The organism is Psychroserpens sp., assembly GCF_047633235.1.
GTDB lineage: Bacteria > Bacteroidota > Bacteroidia > Flavobacteriales > Flavobacteriaceae > Psychroserpens.
Genome location: NZ_JBLIET010000040.1, coordinates 1 through 23,815 on the forward strand (window position 1 = coordinate 1; position 23,815 = coordinate 23,815).

At 33.6% G+C, this 23,815-nt stretch carries 24 protein-coding genes and 1 tRNA gene; 18 read left to right on the forward strand and 7 right to left on the reverse strand.

Annotated features, from left to right (window positions below):
* Positions 1-70: 70 nt before the first annotated feature.
* The 4 genes from ACJAZK_RS11940 to miaB form a co-directional block, all read right to left on the reverse strand.
* Complete coding sequence (locus ACJAZK_RS11940) at positions 71-1,048, reverse strand: hypothetical protein (RefSeq protein ID WP_415224185.1); 978 nt, start codon at positions 1,046-1,048, stop codon at positions 71-73.
* Positions 1,049-1,552: an LptE family protein gene (locus ACJAZK_RS11945; protein WP_415224186.1), complete on the reverse strand. Its 504-nt coding sequence runs from the start codon at positions 1,550-1,552 to the stop codon at positions 1,049-1,051.
* 172 nt (positions 1,553-1,724) lie between these two features.
* Positions 1,725-2,996 carry a sigma-54 interaction domain-containing protein gene (locus tag ACJAZK_RS11950; protein WP_415224187.1) on the reverse strand — a complete coding sequence of 424 codons (1,272 nt, stop codon included), beginning with the start codon at positions 2,994-2,996 and terminating at the stop codon, positions 1,725-1,727.
* Between the two features lie 15 nt (positions 2,997-3,011).
* The gene (miaB, locus tag ACJAZK_RS11955) at positions 3,012-4,451 is read right to left on the reverse strand and encodes a tRNA (N6-isopentenyl adenosine(37)-C2)-methylthiotransferase MiaB (RefSeq protein WP_415224208.1); all 1,440 of its coding nucleotides are present in this window, start codon (positions 4,449-4,451) and stop codon (positions 3,012-3,014) included.
* A 189-nt stretch (positions 4,452-4,640) separates the two neighbouring features.
* On the opposite strand from miaB, the gene ACJAZK_RS11960 reads away from it, so the two are divergent.
* The 9 genes from ACJAZK_RS11960 (at position 4,641) to ACJAZK_RS12000 (ending at position 15,791) form a co-directional block, all read left to right on the forward strand.
* Positions 4,641-5,423: a hypothetical protein gene (locus ACJAZK_RS11960; RefSeq protein ID WP_415224188.1), complete on the forward strand. Its 783-nt coding sequence runs from the start codon at positions 4,641-4,643 to the stop codon at positions 5,421-5,423.
* A gap of 83 nt (positions 5,424-5,506) precedes the next feature.
* On the forward strand, positions 5,507-5,893 hold the full coding sequence (locus ACJAZK_RS11965) for a hypothetical protein (RefSeq protein WP_415224189.1): 387 nt from the start codon (positions 5,507-5,509) through the stop codon (positions 5,891-5,893).
* A gap of 159 nt (positions 5,894-6,052) precedes the next feature.
* Entirely contained in the window at positions 6,053-8,593 is a 2,541-nt protein-coding gene (gene topA, locus ACJAZK_RS11970) for a type I DNA topoisomerase (RefSeq protein ID WP_415224190.1), read from the forward strand.
* 8 nt (positions 8,594-8,601) lie between these two features.
* On the forward strand, positions 8,602-9,768 hold the full coding sequence (locus ACJAZK_RS11975) for a formimidoylglutamase (RefSeq protein WP_415224191.1): 1,167 nt from the start codon (positions 8,602-8,604) through the stop codon (positions 9,766-9,768).
* Positions 9,769-9,955: 187 nt separating this feature from the next.
* Positions 9,956-11,326 carry a gliding motility lipoprotein GldK gene (gene gldK / locus ACJAZK_RS11980; protein WP_415224192.1) on the forward strand — a complete coding sequence of 457 codons (1,371 nt, stop codon included), beginning with the start codon at positions 9,956-9,958 and terminating at the stop codon, positions 11,324-11,326.
* A gap of 75 nt (positions 11,327-11,401) precedes the next feature.
* Complete coding sequence (gldL, locus tag ACJAZK_RS11985; RefSeq protein WP_415224193.1) at positions 11,402-12,037, forward strand: gliding motility protein GldL; 636 nt, start codon at positions 11,402-11,404, stop codon at positions 12,035-12,037.
* A 47-nt stretch (positions 12,038-12,084) separates the two neighbouring features.
* Complete coding sequence (gldM, locus tag ACJAZK_RS11990; protein ID WP_415224194.1) at positions 12,085-13,650, forward strand: gliding motility protein GldM; 1,566 nt, start codon at positions 12,085-12,087, stop codon at positions 13,648-13,650.
* A gap of 37 nt (positions 13,651-13,687) precedes the next feature.
* The gene (gldN, locus tag ACJAZK_RS11995) at positions 13,688-14,587 is read left to right on the forward strand and encodes a gliding motility protein GldN (RefSeq protein WP_415224195.1); all 900 of its coding nucleotides are present in this window, start codon (positions 13,688-13,690) and stop codon (positions 14,585-14,587) included.
* Between the two features lie 157 nt (positions 14,588-14,744).
* Positions 14,745-15,791, forward strand: coding sequence for an NAD(P)/FAD-dependent oxidoreductase (locus tag ACJAZK_RS12000; RefSeq protein WP_415224196.1), 1,047 nt, complete (start codon positions 14,745-14,747; stop codon positions 15,789-15,791).
* Positions 15,792-15,833: 42 nt separating this feature from the next.
* Here ACJAZK_RS12000 and ACJAZK_RS12005 read toward each other — a convergent pair whose 3' ends face one another.
* Positions 15,834-16,214 (reverse strand): DUF983 domain-containing protein, encoded by a 381-nt coding sequence (locus tag ACJAZK_RS12005; protein WP_415224197.1) that lies wholly within the window; start codon positions 16,212-16,214, stop codon positions 15,834-15,836.
* A gap of 85 nt (positions 16,215-16,299) precedes the next feature.
* On the opposite strand from ACJAZK_RS12005, the gene ACJAZK_RS12010 reads away from it, so the two are divergent.
* From ACJAZK_RS12010 to ACJAZK_RS12050, 9 genes are all read left to right on the forward strand, one after another.
* Positions 16,300-18,207, forward strand: a complete 1,908-nt coding sequence (locus ACJAZK_RS12010; RefSeq protein WP_415224198.1) for an ABC-F family ATP-binding cassette domain-containing protein — start codon at positions 16,300-16,302, stop codon at positions 18,205-18,207.
* A gap of 186 nt (positions 18,208-18,393) precedes the next feature.
* Positions 18,394-18,576: a CPXCG motif-containing cysteine-rich protein gene (locus tag ACJAZK_RS12015; RefSeq protein ID WP_415224199.1), complete on the forward strand. Its 183-nt coding sequence runs from the start codon at positions 18,394-18,396 to the stop codon at positions 18,574-18,576.
* 139 nt (positions 18,577-18,715) lie between these two features.
* Positions 18,716-19,624 (forward strand): Two component regulator three Y domain protein, encoded by a 909-nt coding sequence (locus ACJAZK_RS12020; protein ID WP_415224200.1) that lies wholly within the window; start codon positions 18,716-18,718, stop codon positions 19,622-19,624.
* Positions 19,625-19,937: 313 nt separating this feature from the next.
* Positions 19,938-20,010, forward strand: a tRNA-Met gene (locus ACJAZK_RS12025).
* A gap of 54 nt (positions 20,011-20,064) precedes the next feature.
* Entirely contained in the window at positions 20,065-20,346 is a 282-nt protein-coding gene (locus ACJAZK_RS12030; RefSeq protein ID WP_415224201.1) for a hypothetical protein, read from the forward strand.
* Positions 20,347-20,517: 171 nt separating this feature from the next.
* The gene (locus ACJAZK_RS12035; RefSeq protein ID WP_415224202.1) at positions 20,518-21,291 is read left to right on the forward strand and encodes a tyrosine-type recombinase/integrase; all 774 of its coding nucleotides are present in this window, start codon (positions 20,518-20,520) and stop codon (positions 21,289-21,291) included.
* Positions 21,292-21,396: 105 nt separating this feature from the next.
* The gene (locus tag ACJAZK_RS12040; RefSeq protein WP_415224203.1) at positions 21,397-21,897 is read left to right on the forward strand and encodes a hypothetical protein; all 501 of its coding nucleotides are present in this window, start codon (positions 21,397-21,399) and stop codon (positions 21,895-21,897) included.
* A complete protein-coding gene (locus tag ACJAZK_RS12045; RefSeq protein ID WP_415224204.1) occupies positions 21,898-22,071 on the forward strand; it encodes a hypothetical protein in 174 nt (57 codons plus the stop codon).
* A 192-nt stretch (positions 22,072-22,263) separates the two neighbouring features.
* Positions 22,264-22,638, forward strand: coding sequence for a hypothetical protein (locus ACJAZK_RS12050; protein ID WP_415224205.1), 375 nt, complete (start codon positions 22,264-22,266; stop codon positions 22,636-22,638).
* 571 nt (positions 22,639-23,209) lie between these two features.
* Here ACJAZK_RS12050 and ACJAZK_RS12055 read toward each other — a convergent pair.
* Both ACJAZK_RS12055 and ACJAZK_RS12060 read right to left on the reverse strand, forming a co-directional pair.
* Complete coding sequence (locus ACJAZK_RS12055; RefSeq protein WP_415224206.1) at positions 23,210-23,500, reverse strand: type II toxin-antitoxin system RelE/ParE family toxin; 291 nt, start codon at positions 23,498-23,500, stop codon at positions 23,210-23,212.
* Entirely contained in the window at positions 23,500-23,733 is a 234-nt protein-coding gene (locus ACJAZK_RS12060; RefSeq protein ID WP_415224207.1) for a ribbon-helix-helix domain-containing protein, read from the reverse strand. The genes ACJAZK_RS12055 and ACJAZK_RS12060 overlap by 1 nt, the downstream gene beginning before the upstream one ends.
* Between the last annotated feature and the right edge of the window lie 82 nt (positions 23,734-23,815).

Sequence of the window (23,815 nt, forward strand, 5' to 3'; positions counted from 1 at the left end):
ACCATAACGACTACAACTAGTAAAAATGAAACTAGTATGATTAAGATTAAAAAGATAGTAAACGTATTCATTATTTTTGTGTATTATTTTCTTGTAATTCTTTTACTGCTTTAATTTGGTCTGCAAAGAAACCACTTTTTTCTGGATATTTCAAACTTAATATTTTATAAGATTGAATTGCCTTAGCATAGTTGTTTTGTTCTAGGTAAATTCTTGCTAGAGTCTCTGTCATCAATCCGTCATGAGCAATTTGATCACTAGTATCGGCATTTGCTTTTCTCATTTCTTTAATGGGAACAATTTTCGGACTACTTTCCAGAAATTTATCTATAAGTTCAAATTTTTTGTTGACTAAAGCCGATTTCTCTTCTTGAGAATTATCACTAATTTCAATTGTTTTATCGTTGGATTGGTCATCAGTTATCGCGCTATCGTCTCTCTGTATAGGTTTAAAACTTGTTATTTTTAGCCACTCAGTAAAGGAGTGAGTTTCTTCTGTGACGAACTCTAACGGTTTACCAATTTGAAGAATATCTTCAGGTTTTTTTTCTATATGTTTGACGTCAATATTAATAATAACTTTTTCAGTAATAGTGTTTTGAAGTGATAAGAAATGAGCAACATCTTCTGGGTTTATTTTTTGCTCAAATAGGTTTGGATCAAGAACGCCTTCTGTGTTTTTTATATGTTGTTTAAGCGCATCGTCAATAGTAACACTTTTATTGACTGAGATATCGTCAAGATCATTAACAGTTAAGCTTTTGAGATGTTCTGAGTTTTGTTTGATGATTTGCGATATTTCGTTTTGATTGAATATTTCTGAAGTAATAAAATCAAACAGAATACTGCGGTCTGTCGTGTAAGCAGCTGTAGTTTTTAATTCTTGATTGTATTTGTAACTCCCTGTATTTTTTAACCCTTTAAGGTGTAATGCCCTTGCCGATTGAAAGTATGGATATGTAATACTTAAATCATGTAACTCATTCGTCTGCTCATCTGTAATGTGCTGCGGGTTTTGAAGTATGTATGTGAAATCTGATTTATTCATTTACCACTTTGCCAATGTTGCATTAAAAATATCTTGTGTGATACGTTCAAAAATTTCTTCGTGTGCTGCATCTTTCTGAGTACCTTGTAAGAGCTGGCTACCAGGATAATCAAAAAAATGTGAAAAACGTTGTTCAAATTCCTCCTCGGGATTAGTAGTGTCAAAAAACCGTAAGTTAACCGTTACTGATAATCTGTTTTGGGCCGCAGTACTGTTGGATTGCGCTGTAGTTGGAGAAATTCGGTATTCTACAATTTCTCCTTCATAAATCAATTCACCATTTGATGTGGTAATATTTAAATTGGTTTGGTTAACAATCAAATCTTCTAAGGCAAGTTTGAAATCTCTATCAAAACCAGGTTCTATTAAATCTGAAGTGTTTTGAAAATAATTAACTTGAAATGTTTTTGCTTTTAAATCTTGAACTCCTGTAAAAGAATACGGTCCACAACCTAATAGAAGTAAAAATACTGATACAAAGATAGGATGTTTGATGTTTTTCATGCTTTAATACGTGTTACGGTTCATCGTTATGTGAGCTTAGATATAATTGCCTTATTAGCAACATCAAAATCTACGTGAGCTAAACCTTCCGCTGTTGTCTTGTAAAGTAATAACTATTTCTAGAAAACGACTTTCTTGTTAGAACTATTTCAATAGCCTTCATAATCTTGTATTAAAGGTCGTACTGTTTAATTTTTCTATATAAGGTTCGTTCACTAATACCCAATTCGGCAGCAGCAAGCTTGCGTTTTCCTTGGTGACGTTCAAGCGACTTTTTAATCAATTCAAGCTCTTTGTCTTGTAAAGATAGTGTTTCTTCCTCTTCAATTTCTTCAGCAAAATGATATTTATCTATATTTTGATTTTTATCATCAGGATCAAAATGTTTTTCTGATTTTTCTGCAATTGCCATTACTTCTAAATCCTGAAACTCTTCTGTATAGTTGTCTTTTTGAGGTTCTCCGTAGATTTTCTCAATCAAACTTTCATTCTCTTTTTCAACTTCGGAAACGTTCCCACTTTTCATTAGTTCCATCGTTAACTTTTTGAGATCGTTTAGGTCGTTTTTCATATCAAAAAGGACTTTATATAGGATTTCTCTTTCGTTACTGAAATCACTTTCCGACTTTTTCTTGTTGATAACTGCAGGAAGATTGTTGCTTCCGTTAGGCAGATAACCATCAAGCGTAGCAGCAGTAATGGTGCGATTTTGTTCTAATACAGAAATCTGTTCAGCTACGTTACGCAACTGACGAATGTTACCATTCCAACGGTGTTTTTGTAAAATCGGGATAGCATCATCGGTGATTTTGATAGTGGGCATTTTATATTTTAAAGCAAAATCACTGGCAAATTTTCTAAACAATAAATGAATGTCTTCCTTGCGTTCACGAAGTGGAGGAATGTTGATATCTACAGTACTTAATCTATAAAAAAGGTCTTCTCTAAATTTTTCTTTCTTTATGGCTTCAAACATCTCGACGTTTGTCGCAGCGACAATTCTAACATCGGTTTTTTGAACCTTACTAGAACCTACTTTTATGAATTCACCATTTTCAAGAACACGTAATAAGCGTACTTGGGTTGTTAAGGGTAGTTCTCCAACTTCATCTAAAAAAATAGTACCACCATCTGCGACCTCAAAATATCCAGAACGTGTTCCAGTAGCACCAGTAAAAGCTCCTTTTTCATGACCAAAAAGCTCACTATCAATAGTTCCTTCTGGGATTGCACCACAGTTTACTGCAATGTATTTACCGTGTTTGCGATGTGATAATTGGTGTATGATTTTTGGGATACTTTCTTTACCAACTCCGCTTTCTCCAGTAACTAATACCGAAATATCTGTAGGTGCAACTTGGATGGCTTTTTCAATCGCTCTGTTGAGTTTTGGATCGTTTCCTATAATTCCGAAACGTTGTTTTATGGCTTGTATGCTTTCCATTTTTAATTCTTAGTTCTAATTTGAATATCCAACTGCTTCACCAATCAAAGTAGCACTAGTGCAATCTAAAATTTTAACTTTGACTAATTCTCCAATCTTATAATTTTCTCTCGGAAAAACAGCAACTATATTCTGTGATGTTTTTCCAGACCATTGCTCGTTTGATTTTTTAGACTCACGTTCAATAAGGACTTCAACCTCAGTATTTAAATATTTTTTAATTTGAATAGCGCCAAGCTCACGTTGTAATTGTACTATTTCTGAAAGGCGCCGCTTTTTAGTGTCTTCAGGCACATCATCTTCCAATTTGCGTCCTGCCATTGTTCCTGGTCGTTCAGAGTACATGTACATAAAGCCAAAATTATACTTCACGTATTCCATTAAACTTAACGTGTTTTGGTGGTCTTGTTCTGTTTCCGTAGGGAAACCAGCAATCATATCTTGGCTAATAGAACATTCGGGAAGAATGCGCCTAATATGATCGATGAGTTCAAAATACTCTTCACGCGTATGTAAACGATTCATTTCTTTTAAAATACGGTTGCTTCCGCTCTGAACAGGTAAATGTATATGCTTACAAATATTGTCAAATTTTGCCATGGTATGAATCACGTCAAGGGTTAAATCTTGAGGATTAGAAGTTGAAAATCGAATGCGCATATTAGGTTGCGCTTTAGCACATAGTTCTAACAATTGTGGAAAATGAACAGCAGTCGCTTTTTGCATATCGCTGGCTTTAACCAAATCCTTTTTGAGTCCGCCACCATACCACAAATAACTATCCACATTTTGACCTAAAAGTGTAATCTCCTTATAACCTTTATTCCATAAATCATTAATTTCTCCGATGATACTTTGTGGATCACGACTGCGTTCTCGACCTCTAGTAAAAGGGACAACACAAAATGTACACATATTATCACAACCACGTGTTATGGATACAAGTGCAGTGACACCATTGGTGTTAAGCCTCACGGGAGAAATATCTCCATAAGTTTCATCTTTAGAGAGGGTGACATTTATGGCATCTCTACCGTCATCAACTTCTGCTAATAGATTAGGTAAATCTTTATAAGCATCAGGTCCTACAACGAGGTCAACAATTTTCTCTTCTTCTAAAAATTTGGTTTTTAATCGCTCAGCCATACAGCCAAGAACACCAACTTTCATTTTAGGATTGATACGTTTTACGGCATTGTATTTTTCTAGTCGTTTTCTAACAGTTTGCTCTGCTTTATCACGAATAGAGCAGGTGTTGACTAAAACCAAATCGGCTTCCTCAAGATTTTGAGTGGTATTGAAACCTTGATTGGCAAGAATAGAAGCCACAATTTCGCTATCGCTAAAATTCATAGCGCAGCCATAGCTTTCAATAAAAAGCTTACGCGTATTTCCTTTTTTTTGTTCTAAAACGAGGTTGTTACCTTGTTTACTTTCGTCAATTGTTTTGTCCATAGCATTTCCCATGTAAACGGGAATCTCATTTTTAAATGTCATTTATTCAATATTCGCACCAACCTTTCAGCAGGCAGATGCAAAGATAGTATAATTTAGAAGATTGTGACAAAGTGTCATAGCGGATTTTGTTTTGAAGATGCATTTTATTTTGCTTAATTTGAAAAAATAAATATAATAACTCAACGTATGTTATTCTCAGAAATTCAATACAAGATTAATAAGGCTAGGCAACTCGATTTTGGTACGCTTTTAAATGATAGTATCGAGCTATTTAAAAAAGTTTGGCTTCAAGGGCTCATGATATGGTTAATTATGATGGCTTTCGTTATCCCATTTGTGATTTTTATTTATGTGCCAATGGTCGTTTTTAGTCTTGTAGATTCTGAAAGTCCACGCTTTTTTGAAGGAATGGAGGTGATGGCTGTTGTTTTCTTTGTCCTTGCGTATGTGCTTTTTGCATTTATTATGTTAGTCGTTACATTTGGTCTAAAAGCTGGATTGTTTAGAATTATGCGTCAAAAAGATACAGATATGGTAGGGAAAGATGATTATTTGTTTTTTCTTCGGAAACCATATCTTTTAAAAACGATTATACTGTCTTTAGCTTATTTTGGAATTAATTTATTAGCAGTTTTATTGTGCGTATTTCCAATTATTTATGTGATGGTGCCACTTAACTTACTAGTTGTTGTTTATGCTTTTAATCCGGAAATATCTGGTTCTAATCTAATCAAAGCAAGTTTTGATTTAGGTAATAAGAAATGGTTTATCACGTTTGGGATTACTTTCATCGCAGGAATATTGGCGCAAATGGTCGGTATGTTAATGTGCGGTATTGGTATTCTTGTGACGGCATCATTTGCTTTTATTCCATTATATTTCATCTATAAAGAAGTCATTGGTTTTGATGAAGACATAGATGAACTAAAACATATTGGAAATAAAAAAAATTTTGACGCAACCCTTTAAGTCGTTTTTCGTCTAATAGTAAAATACATCTTATGAAATTACCGAGAATTCTGATTGCTTGTTTTTGTTTTATACTATTACTAATGAACACGCAATGCGATGATGACGATTTTGATTATGTGCCTTGTGATCAAACTGTGGTTGTTGATGATTCTTTTTTTGAATCTGCACAAACTCATGAGTATGAGTTTAATAGTTTAGAGATTAGTGATAGTTGCCTTTTTGTTAATATATCTGCTAGTGGTTGTGACGGTAATTCGTGGAGTTTGGTTTTAGTAGCTTCTGATGATGTTGGAGACTCTTTTCCAGAGCAACGATACTTAAAACTTGTTTTTACTAATAACGAAGCATGTTTAGCAATTGTGTCGCAAGGGCGATCCTTTGATTTAAGACCAATCCAAGTAGGTGGTGCTAATGAAATCATTTTAAATATTGAGGGTTTTACGGAGTCATTGACTTATACCTATTGATGGGATACTCAATTATAAGTTTTAGATTTAGCCCAAATTGAATTTGCTTATTTTTTTTGTTTTTAAATAGATGAAACGATGCTTTTTTAAGTCGAAACTCACTTTAATTAGGAAGATAACTTTTTTTTCACATACATTTGTAGCCTCAAAAAATCATATATGCCGAAGAATTTAGTCATCGTAGAATCACCAGCAAAAGCCAAAACCATAGAAAAATTTCTTGGTAAAGATTTTAAAGTAGAATCTAGCTTTGGTCATATTTCAGATCTGCCTTCAAAAGAACTAGGAGTTGATGTAGAGGGGGATTTTAAACCTAATTATCAGGTTTCTAAAGATAAAAAAGACATCGTTAAAAAACTAAAGGATCTTGCTAAAAAAGCGGATATCGTTTGGCTGGCAAGTGATGAGGATCGAGAGGGAGAAGCAATAGCTTGGCATTTAGCAGAAACTCTAGGTCTTGATAAAGCAAAGACAAAACGAATTGTCTTTCATGAGATTACTAAAAGTGCTATACAAAAAGCCATTGAAAATCCAAGAGATATTGATTATGATTTGGTAGATGCGCAACAAGCCCGTCGTGTATTAGATAGAATTGTAGGTTATGAGTTGTCTCCTGTGTTATGGAGAAAAGTAAAAGGAGGTTTATCTGCAGGACGCGTACAATCTGTTTCTGTTCGATTAATAGTTGAGAGAGAACGGGAAATAATAGGTTTTGCACCAGAAGCTTCTTACAGGATTGATGCTGAGTTTTCTAACGAAGATGGGCAGACATTCAAAGCGAAACTTCCGAAGAACTTCTCAACCAAAGAAAAAGCATATAAATTTTTAGAATCTAATGCAAATGCAGGTTTTAAAGTAGCAGATCTGCAAAAAAAGCCAGCTAAAAAATCACCAGCAGCGCCATTTACAACATCTACTCTGCAACAAGAAGCGTCAAGAAAGTTGGGCTATTCGGTTAGTAGAACGATGCAAAACGCACAACGTTTATACGAAGCTGGTTTGATCACATATATGAGAACCGATAGTGTTAATTTATCTGATGAGGCCCGAAAAGGAGCAAAAGCAGAAATTGAAGATTCTTATGGTTCAAAATTTAGTAAATCAAGACAATATAAAGGAAAATCTAAAGGTGCTCAAGAAGCTCACGAAGCCATTAGACCTACAGATTTTAATAAACATTCTGTAGATATTGAGCGTGATCAATCACGGTTATATGATCTAATTTGGAAACGTGCCATTGCTTCTCAAATGAGCGATGCAGAGTTAGAGCGTACTAATGTGAAAATTGACGCGTCAACGCACAACGAAACATTTACTGCAAATGGAGAGGTTATTACTTTTGAAGGCTTTTTAAAAGTCTATCTCGAAGGTACTGATGATGAAGATACTGAGCAGGAAGGCATGTTACCTGCAATGAAAGTAAATGAGACCTTACTAAATAGTTATATTACAGCGACTGAGCGTTTTTCACGTGCACCCTATAGATTTACAGAAGCCTCTTTGGTGAAACAATTGGAGGAACTTGGTATTGGTCGACCATCAACTTATGCGCCAACAATTTCAACAATTCAGAATAGAAATTACGTAGAAAAAGGAACTAATGAAGGGGTAGAGCGTGAGTATACGCAACTATTACTTCAGCAAGGGAAACTTAAGGATAATAGCTTAACCGAAAAAGTTAATAGCGATAAAGGGAAGCTTGTACCTACAGATATAGGTATGATTGTAACAGACTTTTTAGTAACTCACTTCGGAAATATCCTAGATTACAATTTTACGGCTAAAGTTGAAGCAGATTTTGATCAAATTGCAGAGGGTAAAGAAGACTGGAAAAAAGTGATGAAGGAGTTCTACAAGGGCTTTCATCCTATAGTTGTCGATGTTCAAGAAAATGCTGAGAGAGAGTCTGGAGAACGTATCTTAGGTAAAGATCCAAAATCAGGAAAACAAGTGAGTGTGCGTTTAGGGAAATTTGGACCAATGGTGCAAATAGGTACCGTCGACGATGAAGAGAAACCAACCTTTGCTAGTTTATCACCAGATCAGCAATTAGCATCAATTACCTATGAAGAGGCGATGGATTTGTTTCAGTTACCTAAAAGTCTAGGAACCTACGAAGATGAGCCAATCGAAGTTAATAATGGTCGTTTTGGGCCTTATGTGAAGTTTGGTAAGGCATTTGTGTCACTTCCAAAAGGAACTAATCCTTTAGATGTAGAAATGGATCAGGCTATTGAGTTAATCAAGGAGAAGCAAAAAGCCGATGCTCCTATATATATGTACAAAGAGCTGCCAGTTCAAAAAGGTAAAGGACGTTTTGGACCATTTATAAAATGGAATAATATGTTTATCAACGTCAATAAAAAGTATGATTGGGACAATCTATCTGATAGTGATGTTGTAACTTTAATTGAAGACAAGATTCAGAAAGAAATCGATAAAGTCATTCACAACTGGGAAGATGAAGGAATTCGCATTGAGAAAGCACGTTGGGGAAGACACAACATTATTAAAGGTAAAATAAAAGTTGAGCTTCCTAAAACTGTAGATGTTACAGACATGACCTTAGAAGAGGCTCAAAAAGAAATAGAAAAAAAAGCGCCAAAGAAAAAAGCAGCGGCTAAAAAGAAAGCACCTGTAAAGAAAAAAATAGCAACTAAAAAAGCAACTACTAAAAAGAAAGCTGCTACTAAAAAATAAGTAAGACCATGAATTTTAATTTTTTGTCTCCCGTCTCAGATTCAGTATTAGCTCATAATGAACTACTATCTGAGCAGGCGCTAGGAAAAAAAATAAAAATTCATTCTACTCAAAACGGTATTCCAGACTTAGATGGTGTGAAACTGGCCATTATAGGTGTTAAAGAAAACCGTAATGATGTTAATTATATGGGAGAGGAATTAAATTTCGATACCATAAGAACATCCCTATATTCTTTGTTTCCTGGAAATTGGCATACAACAATTGCCGATTTAGGTGATATTCCAGCTGGTTCAACTATTGAAGATACGTATTACGCGTTACGAACTTTAATTTCAGTATTAATAGAGAACAAAGTCATCCCTATTATACTGGGAGGAAGTCAGGATTTGACCTATGCTAATTATCGCGCTTATGATACGATGTCACCTATGGTTAATATCGTAAATGTAGACTCTAATTTTGATCTTGGCGACGCTTCCATAGAAATGAAAAATAATAGTTTCCTTGGGAAAATAATTCTAGAGCAACCTTACAATCTATTTAATTATTCTGTAGTTGGTTATCAAACCTATTTTAATTCTCAAGAAGAAATCGACTTGATGGATAAACTTTACTTTGAGTCTTATCGTTTAGGAGAAGTTACGCATTCTATTCAGTTGGTAGAGCCCGTAATGAGAGATGCGCATATTGTGACTATGGATTTAAAATCTGTTAGAGCAGCAGAGGTTGGTGCCAAGCAAAAATTTTCTCCCAATGGCTTTAATGGTAAAGAGGTATGCGCAATTGCACGATATGCTGGAATTAGCAATAAAGTGTCCTCTTTTGGGATTTATGAATTTAAAACCACCTATGAATTAGATGCAACGCCTATGCTAATATCACAGATGATATGGTATTTTATAGAAGGTTTTAATTGTAGGATTAAAGATGACGATTTTAGTAATACTGATAACCATCAAAAGTATAATGTTCTAATAGAGGATGATGAGTTGATTTTTTACAAAAGTTTAAAAACGGGACGTTGGTGGATAGAAATTCCTTTTTTGCCAAATGTTAATAATAAATTAAAAAAGCATACGTTATTACCTTGCACGCATGAAGATTATCTAGAAGCAAGTCGCGGTAAAACACCTGAACGCTGGTATAAAGCCTATAAAAAGAATAGTTTTTAGTGTCTATATACTCTAAAATTTAACATATCTTTAATCGATGAAATGTTAACTTTTTGGGATAAAGTGTAAAAAAGATTGAAAAAAAATTGGAATTTACAATATATATAAATATGTTTACATCCTCAAAATAAGTAAGTACAAGAATAAATATAATAATTACAACTAAATAATTTAACCTCAAGTTTCTATGAATATTAAGAAGTTTGCCTTATTGACAACCGTTTTAGCCCTAATGGTTAGCTGTAACTCTGGAGACAGAGGACAACTCGTAGGCGTTAAAGGAAAGAACTGGCACCCAGAAAAACCTTATGGTATGGCACTTGTGCCAGGTGGTGCATTTATAATGGGAAAATCTGATGACGATTTAGCAGGAGTACAAGATGCGCCAACTAGAACAGTAACCGTGAGAGCCTTTTATATGGACGAGACCGAAATCACTAATAGTGAGTACCGTCAATTCGTAGAGTGGGTAAGAGATTCTACCTTAAGAACCAAATTAGCTATTCTAGCTGATGAGATCGGAGAAACTCCAGGGAATGGTGGTATTGGAGAATTTGCATTTAACAATGCAGATCCAGCAAATATGACTGTTTACGAAAAATACATGGATAATAACTATAGTGGCCTAGGACCTACAGGCTATGAAGGTAAAAAATTAAATAAAGATATTGATTTGGTTTTTGATACTGCAGATTATCCAGACGAGTACTATGCTGAGGTTATGGATACCATGCATCTTCCAATTGAGGAGTCTTACAATGGTCAACGCACTTGGGATGTGAAGAAATTTAAATTCCAGTATAAGTACATGGACATTCAAAAAGCTGCGAAAAACAGAGATTTAAGCCGTAAGGATGTTATCATAACAGAAGAGGTCACTGTGTATCCAGATACAACTGCTTGGATTAGAGATTTTTCTTACTCATATAATGAGCCAATGCACAACGACTATTTTTGGCATGATGCTTATGGAGATTATCCAGTAGTAGGGGTGTCTTGGAAACAAGCAAAAGCATTCTGTCAATGGAGAACTTTATATCATAATTCTTACAGAAAATCAAAAGGAAGACAATTTGTAAATTCTTACAGATTACCTTCTGAAGCAGAATGGGAATATGCAGCAAGAGGCGGTCTTCAAGGAGCAACGTATCCATGGGGTGGGCCATATGCTAAGAATGATAGAGGTTGTTTTATGGCAAACTTTAAACCCTTACGCGGGGATTATGCTGCAGATCAAGCCTTATATACTGTAGAGGCTGATGCTTATGAGCCAAATGATTTTAACTTATATAATATGGCTGGAAATGTTTCAGAATGGGTACAAGGCTCATATGATGCTGCTTCATACGAATACATGTCATCATTTAATCCAAGTGTTAATAATCCAGATAATGAACGTAAAGTTGTTCGGGGAGGTTCTTGGAAAGATGTTGCATATTTCTTGCAAGTAAGTTCTAGAGATTACGAATACGCTGATTCTGCAAGAAGTTATATTGGCTTTAGAACCGTTCAAGATTACATGGGAACTGAGGTCACTAAAAACGCTGCTACGAACTAAAAAATTAATTAATTAACTAAACTAAACATTAATCTACTTAAGTCACATTGACTTTAAAAACTAAAAAACAAAATTATGGCACAGAAGGGAAAAATCACAATCGCTAATATGGTCTATGGACTTGGAGCTGCAATCGTTATACTTGGAGCTTTATTTAAAATTCAACATTGGCCTTATGGATCACTTATTCTTACAATAGGTATGATTGTTGAAGCCTTAGTATTTACGTATTCTGCATTTGAAAGACAAGGAAATGAATTAGATTGGTCTTTAGTATATCCTGAATTGGCTGGAGGACAGCTAATTTCTAAAAAAGCTAAAAAGGAAGAGCCTAAAGATGCTGAAGGGTTATTATCTAAGAAATTAGATGATTTATTAAAAGACGCAAAAATTGATGGTGAATTAATGGCAAGTTTAGGAAACAGTATTAAGAATTTTGAAGGCGCGGCAAAAGGAATTAGCCCAGCTGTTGATGCTATGAATGCACAAAAGAAATACGGTGAAGAATTGTATTTAGCTGCTGCCCAAATGGAGTCTTTAAATAGTCTTTACAAGGTGCAAATGGAAAGTGCTAGTCGTCAAGCGACAATTAACGAAGAGTCTGTTATTAACGCTGAGAAATTAAAAGAACAAATGCAATCACTGGCATCTAACTTATCGTCTTTAAATGGTGTATACGGAGGAATGTTAACAGCAATGAATAAAAACTAATTAGTTTTATTAACTATAATCATTAACAACTAAAAAAACTAATTAACATGGCAGGAGGAAAATTATCTGCAAGGCAGAAAATGATTAACTTAATGTACTTAGTCTTCATCGCAATGATGGCTATGAACATGTCGAAAGAGGTATTGTCTGCTTTCGGTTTAATGGAAACAAAGTTTGCTAATGCAAACGAATCAACAGCAAATAGAAATGAAGCAATGTTGATGGATTTAAGCACTAAGGGGACTGAAAAACCTGAGGAATTTAAAATACCAGCAGCGAGAGCACAACAGGTTCAGATTGCTTCAGATAAACTTTTTAAATACATAGAGACTATAAAAGTAGACTTACTAAGAGCAGGGGGTTATAAAGTTGATCCTAAAACCGGTAAGTTACCATTTGAAGCTATGGATAAAACGGATATTCTTGATGAAGCTTGGTTTACTGGTGATCGTCTAACGAAGAAAGGTGACGAAGTCATGGCTCAAATAAATGCTTATAAAACGGATATTAAGAAAATTTTAGCAACTGACGAAAGTTACAGAGGTGAAAGTGAAAGTTTTGAAAAGAGTTTCAGTCTTGCTAAAGTGCCCAATAAAGATGGGAAAGAAATTGATTATTTAAATGCTAATTTTCAAGCTTTTCCGGCGATTGCGTCTTATACTAAATTAACAGCGTTGCAAAACGATGTTAAAGTAACAGAGGCAAATCTGTATAGCTTATTTTTAGGTAATACATTATCCGAAGCAACAACACTTAATAACTATAAAGCTATTGTACTAGCTGATAAATCTGCGTTTTTTGCAGGTGAGAAATTTCAAGGCCGAGTAGTTATTGGTAAGTATGCCAACGTGCCACCAACTAAATTAATGGTGCAAGGTATAGAAGTAGATTTATCAAAAGCGATTGATTCAACCGGTGCTGCTACATTAGATTTTAATGTGGGTAATGTTGGTGAGCATACTATCAACGGTGAATTTACTTTTATTGAGAATGGTAAAGAATTACCTATCCCAATTGTAGCTAACTACGTGGTAGTGCCACGTCCGAATTCTGCAACTATTTCTGCAGATAAGATGAACGTTGTGTATCGTGGTGTTGATAATCCAATGACGATTTCATTTGCTGGTGTGCCAGATAATAAAGTGTCCGCATCTGGATCTGGATTGAAAAAAGGTTCAGGAACAGGAAAATACTCAATGGTGCCAACATCTGGAAGAGAGGTGACAATAAACGTTACAGCAACATTAGACGATGGTTCTAAAGTAAGTGATAAAGCTATATTTAGAATTAAAGATATCCCAAAACCAGCTGGTCGTATTGCAGGACAAACAGGTACTGCAAAACTGCCTAGAAATAATGTTGAGATTGGTAAAATCGAAGCAGTTCTAGAGGACTTTGATTTTGATTTGCCTTTAACAGTAACAGAATTTAAGATTAAAATAGAAGGGAAGCCTTCTGTAACATGTTCGGGCAATAGACTTAATGATTCTGCAAAGTCAGCATTAAGAAGTGCTCCAAGAGGATCACAAGTTCAAATTTTTGATATCAAGTCAAGAACTAATGGACCAGCTATTAAACCAGCATCACCACTTATTATTGAGTTGACTAATTAATCAACTTAAAAAGTAACCCAAATTAAAATTTAAAAAGATGAATTATAAATTTTTATTATCAATCATTGCCACGGTTTGTATAACATCTAGCATGTTTTCGCAGGCCAATATTTTAAATGCCAAAAAGCCTAGTGAAGTTGGTGTTAAGACAGAAGCGCAATTAGCATTAGATTATGACAAACCGTTAGAATATGGTTATGTTGATGATAGAGACATTTTGTTTTCTAAAATGACTTGGGAAAAAGTTGTTTTAGATGAACGTGTAAACTTTCCATTATACTTTCCTGTGGATACTAATAATATCGGTAAAGAAAGACGCTCTTTATATCATACTTTGATTAAAGCTGTAAAAAGTGGAAGAATACAAAACGTATATAATGATTCTTATTTTTCTCAGAAAAGAACCGTTAAGGAACTTCAAGACATTACCACTAAAGTAGATACTTTAGATATTGGTTACGATCAATTAAATGCTGATGGTTATGTAGATCCAGAGTATATCACAACAACTAACATTGAGGCGTACCACATTAGCGCTTATTTAATTAAGGGCCTGTGGTATTTCGATAAGCGTCATGGAGAATTGAAGTATAGAATTCTCGGTATTGCACCAGCAGCGCCAGATGTCAACTTTTTAGATTCTGAGGACGAGGCTCAAAGAGTGCCTAATGCTTTATTTTGGGTATTCTATCCAGAAGTAAGAGAGGTATTGCACGAGGCTAAAGCGTTTAATAACAAAAACAGTGCTATGCCATTGACGTTTGATCATTTACTGAATTCTAGGCGTTTTAATGGTTATATGTACAAAGAAGAAAATGTATATGGTGATAGAGAGGTTAAAGATTACATCGCAGATAATGCGTTAATGCAACTTTTAGAGTCTGATCGTATTAAAGAAAAGATACGCAACTTCGAACAAGACATGTGGTCTTACTAAGAAAAACATAAATTATATAAAAAAACGCTCACTTTTAAAGTGGGCGTTTTTTGTTTTGTTACTTCGGAAATGAGAATCTTTTTAAATAAAGTCAAATCATTCTCATCATATCTTCTTTACCTTTGTAGTACCGGTTTAATTATTAAATGGTGATTTTGTGAAACATTTAGATTATATTATAGTTGGTAATGGCTTGGCAGGTATTGCGTTTTGCGAGCAACTAAGAGCTGCCAATAAAAAGTTTGTTGTCTTTGATAACAACTCCCAACGATCGTCAAGCGTCGCTGCCGGTTTATATAACCCTGTGATTTTAAAACGATTTACAAAGGTTTGGAATGCAAAAGAACAGTTAGCTTTAGCAATCCCAAAATACAAAACGCTTGAGCACCTTCTTGGTGTGAAATTAGATTATCAATTACCTGTGTATAGACGATTCGTGTCGGTTGAAGAACAGAATGACTGGTTCACAGCTTCAGATAAACCTGTTCTGGAAGAGTTCTTATCTACTAATTTAGTAAAGAACACCACTGATGTTATACAGGCAGATTTTGGTTTTGGAGAAGTCTTGCACTCTGGAAGGATAGATACTTTACAATTAGTGAAGTCCTATCGTAACTATCTTCTTAAAGACGATAAACTTAAACTTGAGGAGTTTCAACATGAACTATTAGAAGTGACCCCCGAGTATCTTGCATATAAAGATATAAGCGCAAAGTATATTGTATTTGCTGAAGGCTTTGGGATTGCTAAAAATCCATTCTTTAGCCATCTGCCTTTAAGGGGTACAAAAGGCGAAATGCTAACCATTAAAGCTCCCGATCTAAAGATGGCATTTATAATGAAATCTTCTGTGTTCATTGTCCCGTTAGGCGATGATTTATTTTGGATTGGAGCCACATATGAACGCGAAGACAAAACACATAGCATTACTGAGAATGCAAAAGACCAACTAGTAAACAAATTACAACAGATTATCAAATGTGATTTTAAAATTGTAACACAAGTGGCTGGGATAAGACCAACTACGAAAGATAGACGACCCTTAGTGGGGTCTCATTCAGATTTTAAAAATATTTTTGTGCTTAATGGGTTAGGTACGAGAGGTGTTATGATTTCTCCATATGTTGCAGAACAACTATTCAATCATATTGAAGCTGGAGAACTACTAGATCCAGAAATAGATATTAAAAGAATAAAGAATTAGTGAGTACAGCTAATTTCTGAAGAAAACATAAAAACTGTTATATTATTTTTTCAATAAATTTTTGTCATAACTAACAAATAGGTTAATCCAAATATTTCTAGAAAGTCTCATGATTATTGGTCCTAAAGCAATCATAGTTAAAATAATAGCAATAAAAGCAGTTAATAAAGACGTTTCAAAACCTAAGTAACTTATTAAAAAAGCAGTCACAGCGAAGGCGATTCCAACACCGTAACTAACATACATAGATCCATAGAAAAATGACGGTTCAAGGCGGTATTTTAGTTTGCAATTAGAACAATTATCATTAATCTTAAACACATCGCTAAGTACATAAGGGTTCTTCGTTTTGTACATAGATTCTTTTTGGCATTTCGGACAAGTACCCGTAAAAATGCTATAAATTTTTGTGCCTTTTAACATGACTTAAATTTGATTACTTTTGCGCTCTGTATATAAAATACAAATTTACGTTTTAATAAATAATTCATTGTAATAAAAGTAGCAAATGCTCAATATTCATAATCTTTCCATATCATTTCAAGGCGAATTCTTGTTTGAAGATATTACCTTTAAATTAAGTCCTGGTGACCGTATTGGTTTGATAGGTAAAAACGGAGCAGGTAAATCCACAATGCTCAAAATTTTGTCTAAAGAACTAGAACCAGATTCTGGACAAATTGCAGCAGATAAAAATCTGAGTTTTGGATTTTTAAAACAGGATATTGATTTCGTCTTTGGAAAAACAGTGCTGCAAGAGTCCTATGAAGCTTTCAAAGAAATTAAAGAGCTAGAAGCTAGAATGGAGTATATTAATACCCAATTGGCAGAGCGTACTGATTATGAAAGCGAAGGTTATAATCAGTTGATGATTGATCTCAACGAGGTTCAGCACCAATATGAAATTATTGGTGGTTATAATTATCAAGGTGAAACCGAAAAGATATTACAAGGGCTAGGTTTTAAGCGTGAAGATTTTGAGAAGCTAACAGATACCTTTTCTGGTGGTTGGAGAATGCGAATTGAATTAGCAAAATTATTATTACAAAATAATGATATTTTGCTTCTGGATGAGCCAACAAATCACCTGGATATAGAATCTATTATTTGGTTAGAGAATTTCTTAAAGGGCTACTCTGGAGCAGTAGTAATTGTGTCTCATGATAAGATGTTTTTAGATAATGTTACCAACCGTACTATTGAGATTTCCTTGGGAAGAATATACGATTATCCAAAACCATATTCAAAGTTTTTAGTACTGAGAAATGAGCTTAAAGCACAACAGTTAGCATCGCAAAAGAACCAACAAAAGCAAATTGAACAAACCGAAAAGCTTATTGAGAAGTTTAGAGCCAAAGCTAGCAAAGCAACAATGGCTCAATCACTTATTAAGAAGTTGGATAGAATGGATCGCATAGAAGTTGATGAAGATGATAATAGTGTGATGACTTTAAATTTCCCAGTATCGATCACACCTGGAAAAGTGGTTATTGAGGCAGAGAAGATATCCAAAAATTATGGCGATAATCATGTGTTATCAAATATTAGCCTACTTATAGAAAGGGATAGTAAAACGGCTTTTGTTGGGCAAAATGGACAAGGAAAATCTACACTAGCAAAAATAATAGTTGGTGAACTTAAACACCAAGGTGATTTAAAATTAGGTCATAATGTACAAATAGGATATTTCGCTCAAAATCAAGCTGAATATTTAGATGGGAGCAAAACCGTTTTAGATACGATGATTGATGCTGCCAATGAAACGAATAGAAGTAAGGTTCGTGATATTCTAGGATCCTTTTTATTTAGAGGTGACGAGGCAGAAAAATATGTAAGAGTGCTTTCTGGAGGAGAACGAAATCGTTTGGCTCTAGCAAAATTGATGCTCAAACCGCTTAATGTATTGGTGATGGATGAGCCTACAAACCACTTGGATATCAAATCTAAAAATGTTCTCAAAGAAGCACTTAAAAAATTTGAAGGCACTTTAATTTTAGTATCTCATGACAGGGATTTTCTTCAAGGATTAACAAATAGTATCTATGAATTTAAGGATCAAAAGATAAAAGAATATTTAGGTGATATTGATTTTTATTTAGAAGAGCGTAATGTTGAGAATTTACGGGAAGTAGAAAAGCGGACCGTCATTAAAGATACACCTAAAGAAACGAATAAGCATTCTTATCAAAGTCAAAAAAAGTTCAAGTCTCTAAATAATAGATTGAGTAATATAGAGTCTAAGATAAATACCTTAGAAAAAGATGTCAAAGCAGATGATTTGGAATTAGCGACTAATTACGACGACACTGCTGCAAATCCAAGTTTTTTTGATAACTATCAGGCTAAAAAGAATAAGTTAAAAAAATTAATGTCAGATTGGGAAACCGTGCAACACGAATTGGATGAATTAGTCTAAGTTTTGTTTTAAGTTTTTTTTAACTGATTTCTCAATTGGATTTAAATACTTTTGTGTGTGGATTATTTGATTATAAAGTTCATTAATTAATCATCATTTATTTAAATGCCAAATGAGTTGAATTGACACTACTTCAATCAAGTGGAGAATTATTGAATACTGAATTCTAATTTCTGAAAAAAAATTATGCAAGAACACTTTTTTCAATGTCCATATTGCTGGGAATCTATCTCAATGCTTATAGACGTGTCGCAATATCAGCAGCAATATATTGAAGATTGTGAGGTGTGTTGCAATCCTATTCAACTTCGAGTTTCGACTGATAATCAGGAAATTACTAGTTTTGAAGCAGAAAACATAGAACAATAGTTTGCTGTAAAGTACTGATTATTAGGTTTTTAATTTTTTTTCGATGAACGGCATTGCGTTTGGTCGAAAAAATTTGTCGTTTAACTGATATTTATTTAGATTCGTGATAGAAATGCTTCCCTCAGATAACCGTGCTATTATGAAAACTGTTAAATTCACATTGTTATTCTTTCTTGTTACCCTATTGTCCTTTGGCAACGTATCAACAAAAGAAAAAGAGGCGTTAAAAGCAATTTATAACTCAACTCATGGTGCGCTGTGGAGAACGACGTGGGATTTAAACAAGCCAGTTCAAGAGTGGTATGGTGTTATTGTGAAGGGAGACAAAGTTATTGGAATCAATTTAGAATTCAATAATCTTAGAGGTGTAATTCCTCAAGAAATTGGAGATTTAGTTCATTTGAGGCATATCAATCTTTTTAGAAATAAAATTTCTGGAGGGATACCCTCTTCAATTAAAAACTTAAAGTCATTAGTGACTTTAAATGTATCTTTTAACATGCTCACACATCCTTTGCCTGAGGAGATTGGAGAATTAAAATCTTTGAAAAATTTAAAGTTATTCATGAATATGATCAAAGGTGAGATTCCTGCAACAATTGGTCAGTTATCAAATTTAAATACGCTAGAATTATATAATAATCAATTAACAGGTGAATTACCAATGACAATTGGTAAATTAACTAAATTGAAGGAATTATTACTAAGTAGCAACCAGATTTCAGGTAAGTTACCAGCAACGATTTCTAAAGCTAAAGATTTAAAGATTCTTAGTATTTTTGAAAATAATTTCTTTGGGACATTACCAAACTCTATTTGTAGCCTAATAAATCTAGAAGAGTTAGTGATATCTAACAATGCCTTCTACGGCAAATTACCGAATCAAATGGCTAGTCTTAAAAGTTTAAAAGTATTGCTTATTGGTAACAATGATTTTAAAGGAGAATTGGCACAACTTAAAACTCAACTTCCAAATCTAAAACAGTTTGATTATGTTGATGTAGTAAATCAAGGTACGATTGTGACACTTGATATAGATGACGATTAATTATAATATATACTGATAAAGTAAAAATAGCTCTTAACACATATGCGTTAAGAGCTATTTTTTTGTACCGATTGTTTAATAATAGGATAAATTAGTTTATAAATCTTCATTGTAGAAGAACAAAGAGTCTTCTTAGTGGGCTTAAAACCTTATTGATTAAGCAAGTAAATATTTAAGCAATATTCTCCTAAAATCTTCTAGTAATATAATTGGTAATATCTAAAAAAGCTTATATATTTGCAGTCCTAAAATGATTGAGTCGGTATTATGAGCCGAAAGTCAAAAGCTAAGACAGTTATTATAGATTTTAAATCGCGGGATAGAGCAGTAGGTAGCTCGTCGGGCTCATAACCCGAAGGTCACTGGTTCGAGTCCAGTTCCCGCTACTAGATTAAATTCTTTCAAAATCAACGGTTTAGTTCACTCTAAACCGTTTTTTTATGCAAACTATTTATGAATTGGTTACCTTAGAGGTTCAAAATGAACACGTTTTAGAACACGATTTGCCAAACAAAACCCTTTTTTCAGTCCCAAAAATTTATGATGCTAATGGAAATTTAAACAAGCGTTGTTACGTCTATTACACTTATCGAAATCCTGAATCTGGAACACTCCAACGCATGAAAAATGTCTATGGCGGTGCTAATAGATGTAATACAAAAGAAGATCGACTTATTATTTTAAGTGTTTATAGAGTAAAGCTTTTAAGTTTATTAAATTAGGGATTTAATCCCTTTAACGATAATACTACACGTTATGAGGATCGTGAGGATAAAAAACTAAATCCAATTACAGATACTGATGTTATAAAAAATAGTATAGAACCTAAAGTTGAGATAGTGATTGAGCCGAAAGTGTTCGTTTTATCCTGTAAAGAAGCCTTCACAAAGGGTTTGAAGTACAAGGAAAAGCTAATAAGCGATACCACAAGACGTAGTTATGAAAATCGTTTAAAGAATTTTTTGCTTTGGGTTGAAAAGCATCATCCAGACCTAAAAGCGATTACCGATATTGACAAGAAAGTGGTAATGGATTTTTTAAATCATATTTTAGACCAAACCAGTCCTAGAAATCGGAATAATTATCGAACTGATTTAAGTAGTATTATGCAGGCGTTTGAGGATAATGATATTATCCCGACCAACTTTATAAAAAAGATACCTGTATTAAAATCTGTACCGCAAAGAAACAAAACGTTCTCAAAGGAGGAGCAAAAGGATATTTTTGAACATTTGGAGAAAACCGACAAAACCTTATTGCTCTTTATAAAATTTATATCCTACAATTTTTTGAGGCCAATAGAAGTCTGTAGATTGCGTGTTGGTGATCTAGACACAAATAATAAGCGCATTCAATTTAAAGCCAAGAACAGTCCTTTAAAGACTAAAATCATACCGGATTTGTTGCTTAAAGATTTGCCAGATCTCTCGAAGCTAAATAAAGAAGATAGTTTGTTTACGCCTGATGGTATAGGAGGGATTTGGGAATCCGAGTTAAGCAACAAGCGGGATTACTTTTCTAAACGGTTCAAGCGTGTTGTCAAAGATCCATTTAATTTGGGAGCAGATTATGGGTTGTATAGCTTTAGACATACTTATATTACAAAATTATATCGCGAGTTAGTCAAGGGGTCGTCACCATTCGAATCTAAAAGTAAATTGATGTAAATTACAGGGCATTCCTCAATGCAAGCCCTTGAGAAATATCTATGCGATATTGATGCCGAGTTTCCTGCAGATTATTCTGAATTAATAAAATCCTAAGTTCGTATTTTGGAAAAGTCTTTAAAAGATAAGCACAGTGAATTAATACATCGATTGTATAAGCCACTCATATTTTACTTACCTCGAAAAATGTGGGCTGATTTGGATGACAAGTGGATGGATAAAGAATTCGATACCGTGTTCAGTACTGTTATTCTAATGCGTGAGAATGGAGATAATTATATACTTAATAATGGTGCCTCCAATTTTTATTTATTAGGGAAAGCTTCGTCATTGGATAAAAACATCTATGAGCTCCTAGATTTGAAAGTTAAGTTAACCTCTGAAGCGTTCCGTTTTCTGTCCGAAAGATATTCTCTAAGCGTTGCATTTTACAAACAGATATCGAATTGGATGGTAGAGCATGTCAAAGACGATATTTCTAACTGTAGTGAAGAAACTATAAATTCATTTGAAATTCAGAAAGAAGCATTTGTTAAACATTGGGATTATATTCAAAAGCATTTTTCTGTTCCAGACCATATAAAAAATTATTTTGATAGTATTTAATTGACTACAGAAAATATTTCTAAAATTCCTGATTTTATAACTGGTGGTCGGGCACTGAAAGAACGTATATTAGAGAATCTAGTGAAGCCAAAACTTAATAAAAAGAAGGTGCTTATTACACCACAAGAGGCTGAAATATTTCTTCTAAAAACAGTATTTAATGTACAGTTATAGTAATCTAAATCGACATAAATAAGTAATAAGAAATCAATCACAGGTGAAGATGCAACACTTAATTTTAGAATACCGAAAGTATTAAAGGCGATAATTATTACTGAGGCTTAGAAGGAAAATATAACTAGTTCTAAATACCTGCGTGATTTATTGGAAGCAGTTCACAATGGAAGTTGCTGTAGCCGCGAAAGGTTGAAATTGGAACGTGAGGAGTTTTTGTTTTCAAAAGAGTTTTTACAATTGATAGTTTGGATTTATAGAAAATGTGAAAACGATAAGCGTGAAGTCGAGAAAAATGATTTAGAACGTTATGTTAAAACATTAAAAAGAACTGAGAATTATCTTCCTGAAAGTTTAGTGCGGGAGTTTGATGAAGTTCTAAACAATTTACTTTTGGTTAGAGTCGGGATGGGTTATGATGGAGATCATTTTGATTTTCATAAGTCCTACAATGATGACAAAAAATTCAACGACGAAGAGGTAGAGAAGTTTTTATTGAATGAAAACGTATTGGAAGATTTTATTGACAGAGGAGAGGGGCCTATTCTTAATATTCTATTACAATAAGGTGTCAGAAGTTTTTGTGATAAATCGTGTAATATTTTTGTAATATCACAAATCAAAAACAATTGATTTGAACCATTGTTTATGATAACAGATGTTATCATAAAGTCAGTTTTAGGGGTTTTAATCGCTACGAACTTAAAGAAACAATGTTGTTTGTTTGTGATACAAAAATTATGAAATAGTCTTTGTGTTATGAGCTATTTATGATATCAATTGAAACAGGAGATAGATGATTTTTTGGTTTTTTTATTCTAAATCTCAAAAAATAAACCGAAAAAAGTAAACTAGATTTTTAATTTATAAATGTTTTGTGATATTTTGAAACAGTATTACTTTCTATATAAAGTCATTTGAGTAAGTAAGGTAAATTAAAGTATCAGGTTGTAAATTATGTAGTCTTATTTCTGGACGGCTCACTATGACCGCTAACGTTGTTGTGTATGGTTAGTTGCTTGGTTAAGCAACTAATTTAGTAAATACAAACTGAATAGAAAATCCGCTAGGATTTTGGTAAGTAGGCGAGAACTAGCAATAAATGATATACGGTGTTGGCAACTGTAATTTTTTAAAATCAGAGGATATTTTTCAAATCTTGTTTTCCAATTATTGCCATAATTTTAACAATATTATTATCACCTATTTTGTAATAAATACTATCAGAACCACAAACACAACGTCTATAATCTGTCTTTATATACTCGACTGATTCAAATGAGAATGGGCTTTTTGCTATAATATCAAAATATTCAAATAATGCATTAAAATATTTATCAGCTTGAGACATTCCAAATTTTCCAATTCCATATCTGTGAATTCTTATTAAGTCTTCTTTAGCTGAATTACTTATTTTATAATTTGCCATTAAATCAAAGACTTTGATTCCGCCAATATTTGTTCTTTACTCAAATGCGTAAATCCGCTATTTTCAGCTTTTTCTAATTTTGCAGTTATCCAGTCAATTTGCCTTTGCTGTTTTCTTGCTTGTCTAATTAAATCGTTTACTAATTCACTTTTAGTTGAGTATTCTTTTTTATCAACTTGGTTTTTTAACCACTCATCATTCGGTTGAGTGAATGAAATACTTTGCCTTGCCATAACATTTTATTTTGGTGCTAATTTACACCAAAATTGTTAATTTAGCAAATTTATGTCTAATTTGAGTTTGCTTGGTTTTTAT

Coding starts and splice junctions, on each gene's coding strand:
- ACJAZK_RS11940 (WP_415224185.1), bottom strand. CDS start 1,048: ATGAATAAATCAGATTTCACATACATACTTCAAAACCCGCAGCACATT.
- ACJAZK_RS11945 (WP_415224186.1), bottom strand. CDS start 1,552: ATGAAAAACATCAAACATCCTATCTTTGTATCAGTATTTTTACTTCTA.
- ACJAZK_RS11950 (WP_415224187.1), bottom strand. CDS start 2,996: ATGGAAAGCATACAAGCCATAAAACAACGTTTCGGAATTATAGGAAAC.
- miaB (WP_415224208.1), bottom strand. CDS start 4,451: ATGGACAAAACAATTGACGAAAGTAAACAAGGTAACAACCTCGTTTTA.
- ACJAZK_RS11960 (WP_415224188.1), top strand. CDS start 4,641: ATGTTATTCTCAGAAATTCAATACAAGATTAATAAGGCTAGGCAACTC.
- ACJAZK_RS11965 (WP_415224189.1), top strand. CDS start 5,507: ATGAACACGCAATGCGATGATGACGATTTTGATTATGTGCCTTGTGAT.
- topA (WP_415224190.1), top strand. CDS start 6,053: ATGCCGAAGAATTTAGTCATCGTAGAATCACCAGCAAAAGCCAAAACC.
- ACJAZK_RS11975 (WP_415224191.1), top strand. CDS start 8,602: ATGAATTTTAATTTTTTGTCTCCCGTCTCAGATTCAGTATTAGCTCAT.
- gldK (WP_415224192.1), top strand. CDS start 9,956: ATGAATATTAAGAAGTTTGCCTTATTGACAACCGTTTTAGCCCTAATG.
- gldL (WP_415224193.1), top strand. CDS start 11,402: ATGGCACAGAAGGGAAAAATCACAATCGCTAATATGGTCTATGGACTT.
- gldM (WP_415224194.1), top strand. CDS start 12,085: ATGGCAGGAGGAAAATTATCTGCAAGGCAGAAAATGATTAACTTAATG.
- gldN (WP_415224195.1), top strand. CDS start 13,688: ATGAATTATAAATTTTTATTATCAATCATTGCCACGGTTTGTATAACA.
- ACJAZK_RS12005 (WP_415224197.1), bottom strand. CDS start 16,214: ATGTTAAAAGGCACAAAAATTTATAGCATTTTTACGGGTACTTGTCCG.
- ACJAZK_RS12010 (WP_415224198.1), top strand. CDS start 16,300: ATGCTCAATATTCATAATCTTTCCATATCATTTCAAGGCGAATTCTTG.
- ACJAZK_RS12015 (WP_415224199.1), top strand. CDS start 18,394: ATGCAAGAACACTTTTTTCAATGTCCATATTGCTGGGAATCTATCTCA.
- ACJAZK_RS12020 (WP_415224200.1), top strand. CDS start 18,716: ATGAAAACTGTTAAATTCACATTGTTATTCTTTCTTGTTACCCTATTG.
- ACJAZK_RS12030 (WP_415224201.1), top strand. CDS start 20,065: ATGCAAACTATTTATGAATTGGTTACCTTAGAGGTTCAAAATGAACAC.
- ACJAZK_RS12055 (WP_415224206.1), bottom strand. CDS start 23,500: ATGGCAAATTATAAAATAAGTAATTCAGCTAAAGAAGACTTAATAAGA.
- ACJAZK_RS12060 (WP_415224207.1), bottom strand. CDS start 23,733: ATGGCAAGGCAAAGTATTTCATTCACTCAACCGAATGATGAGTGGTTA.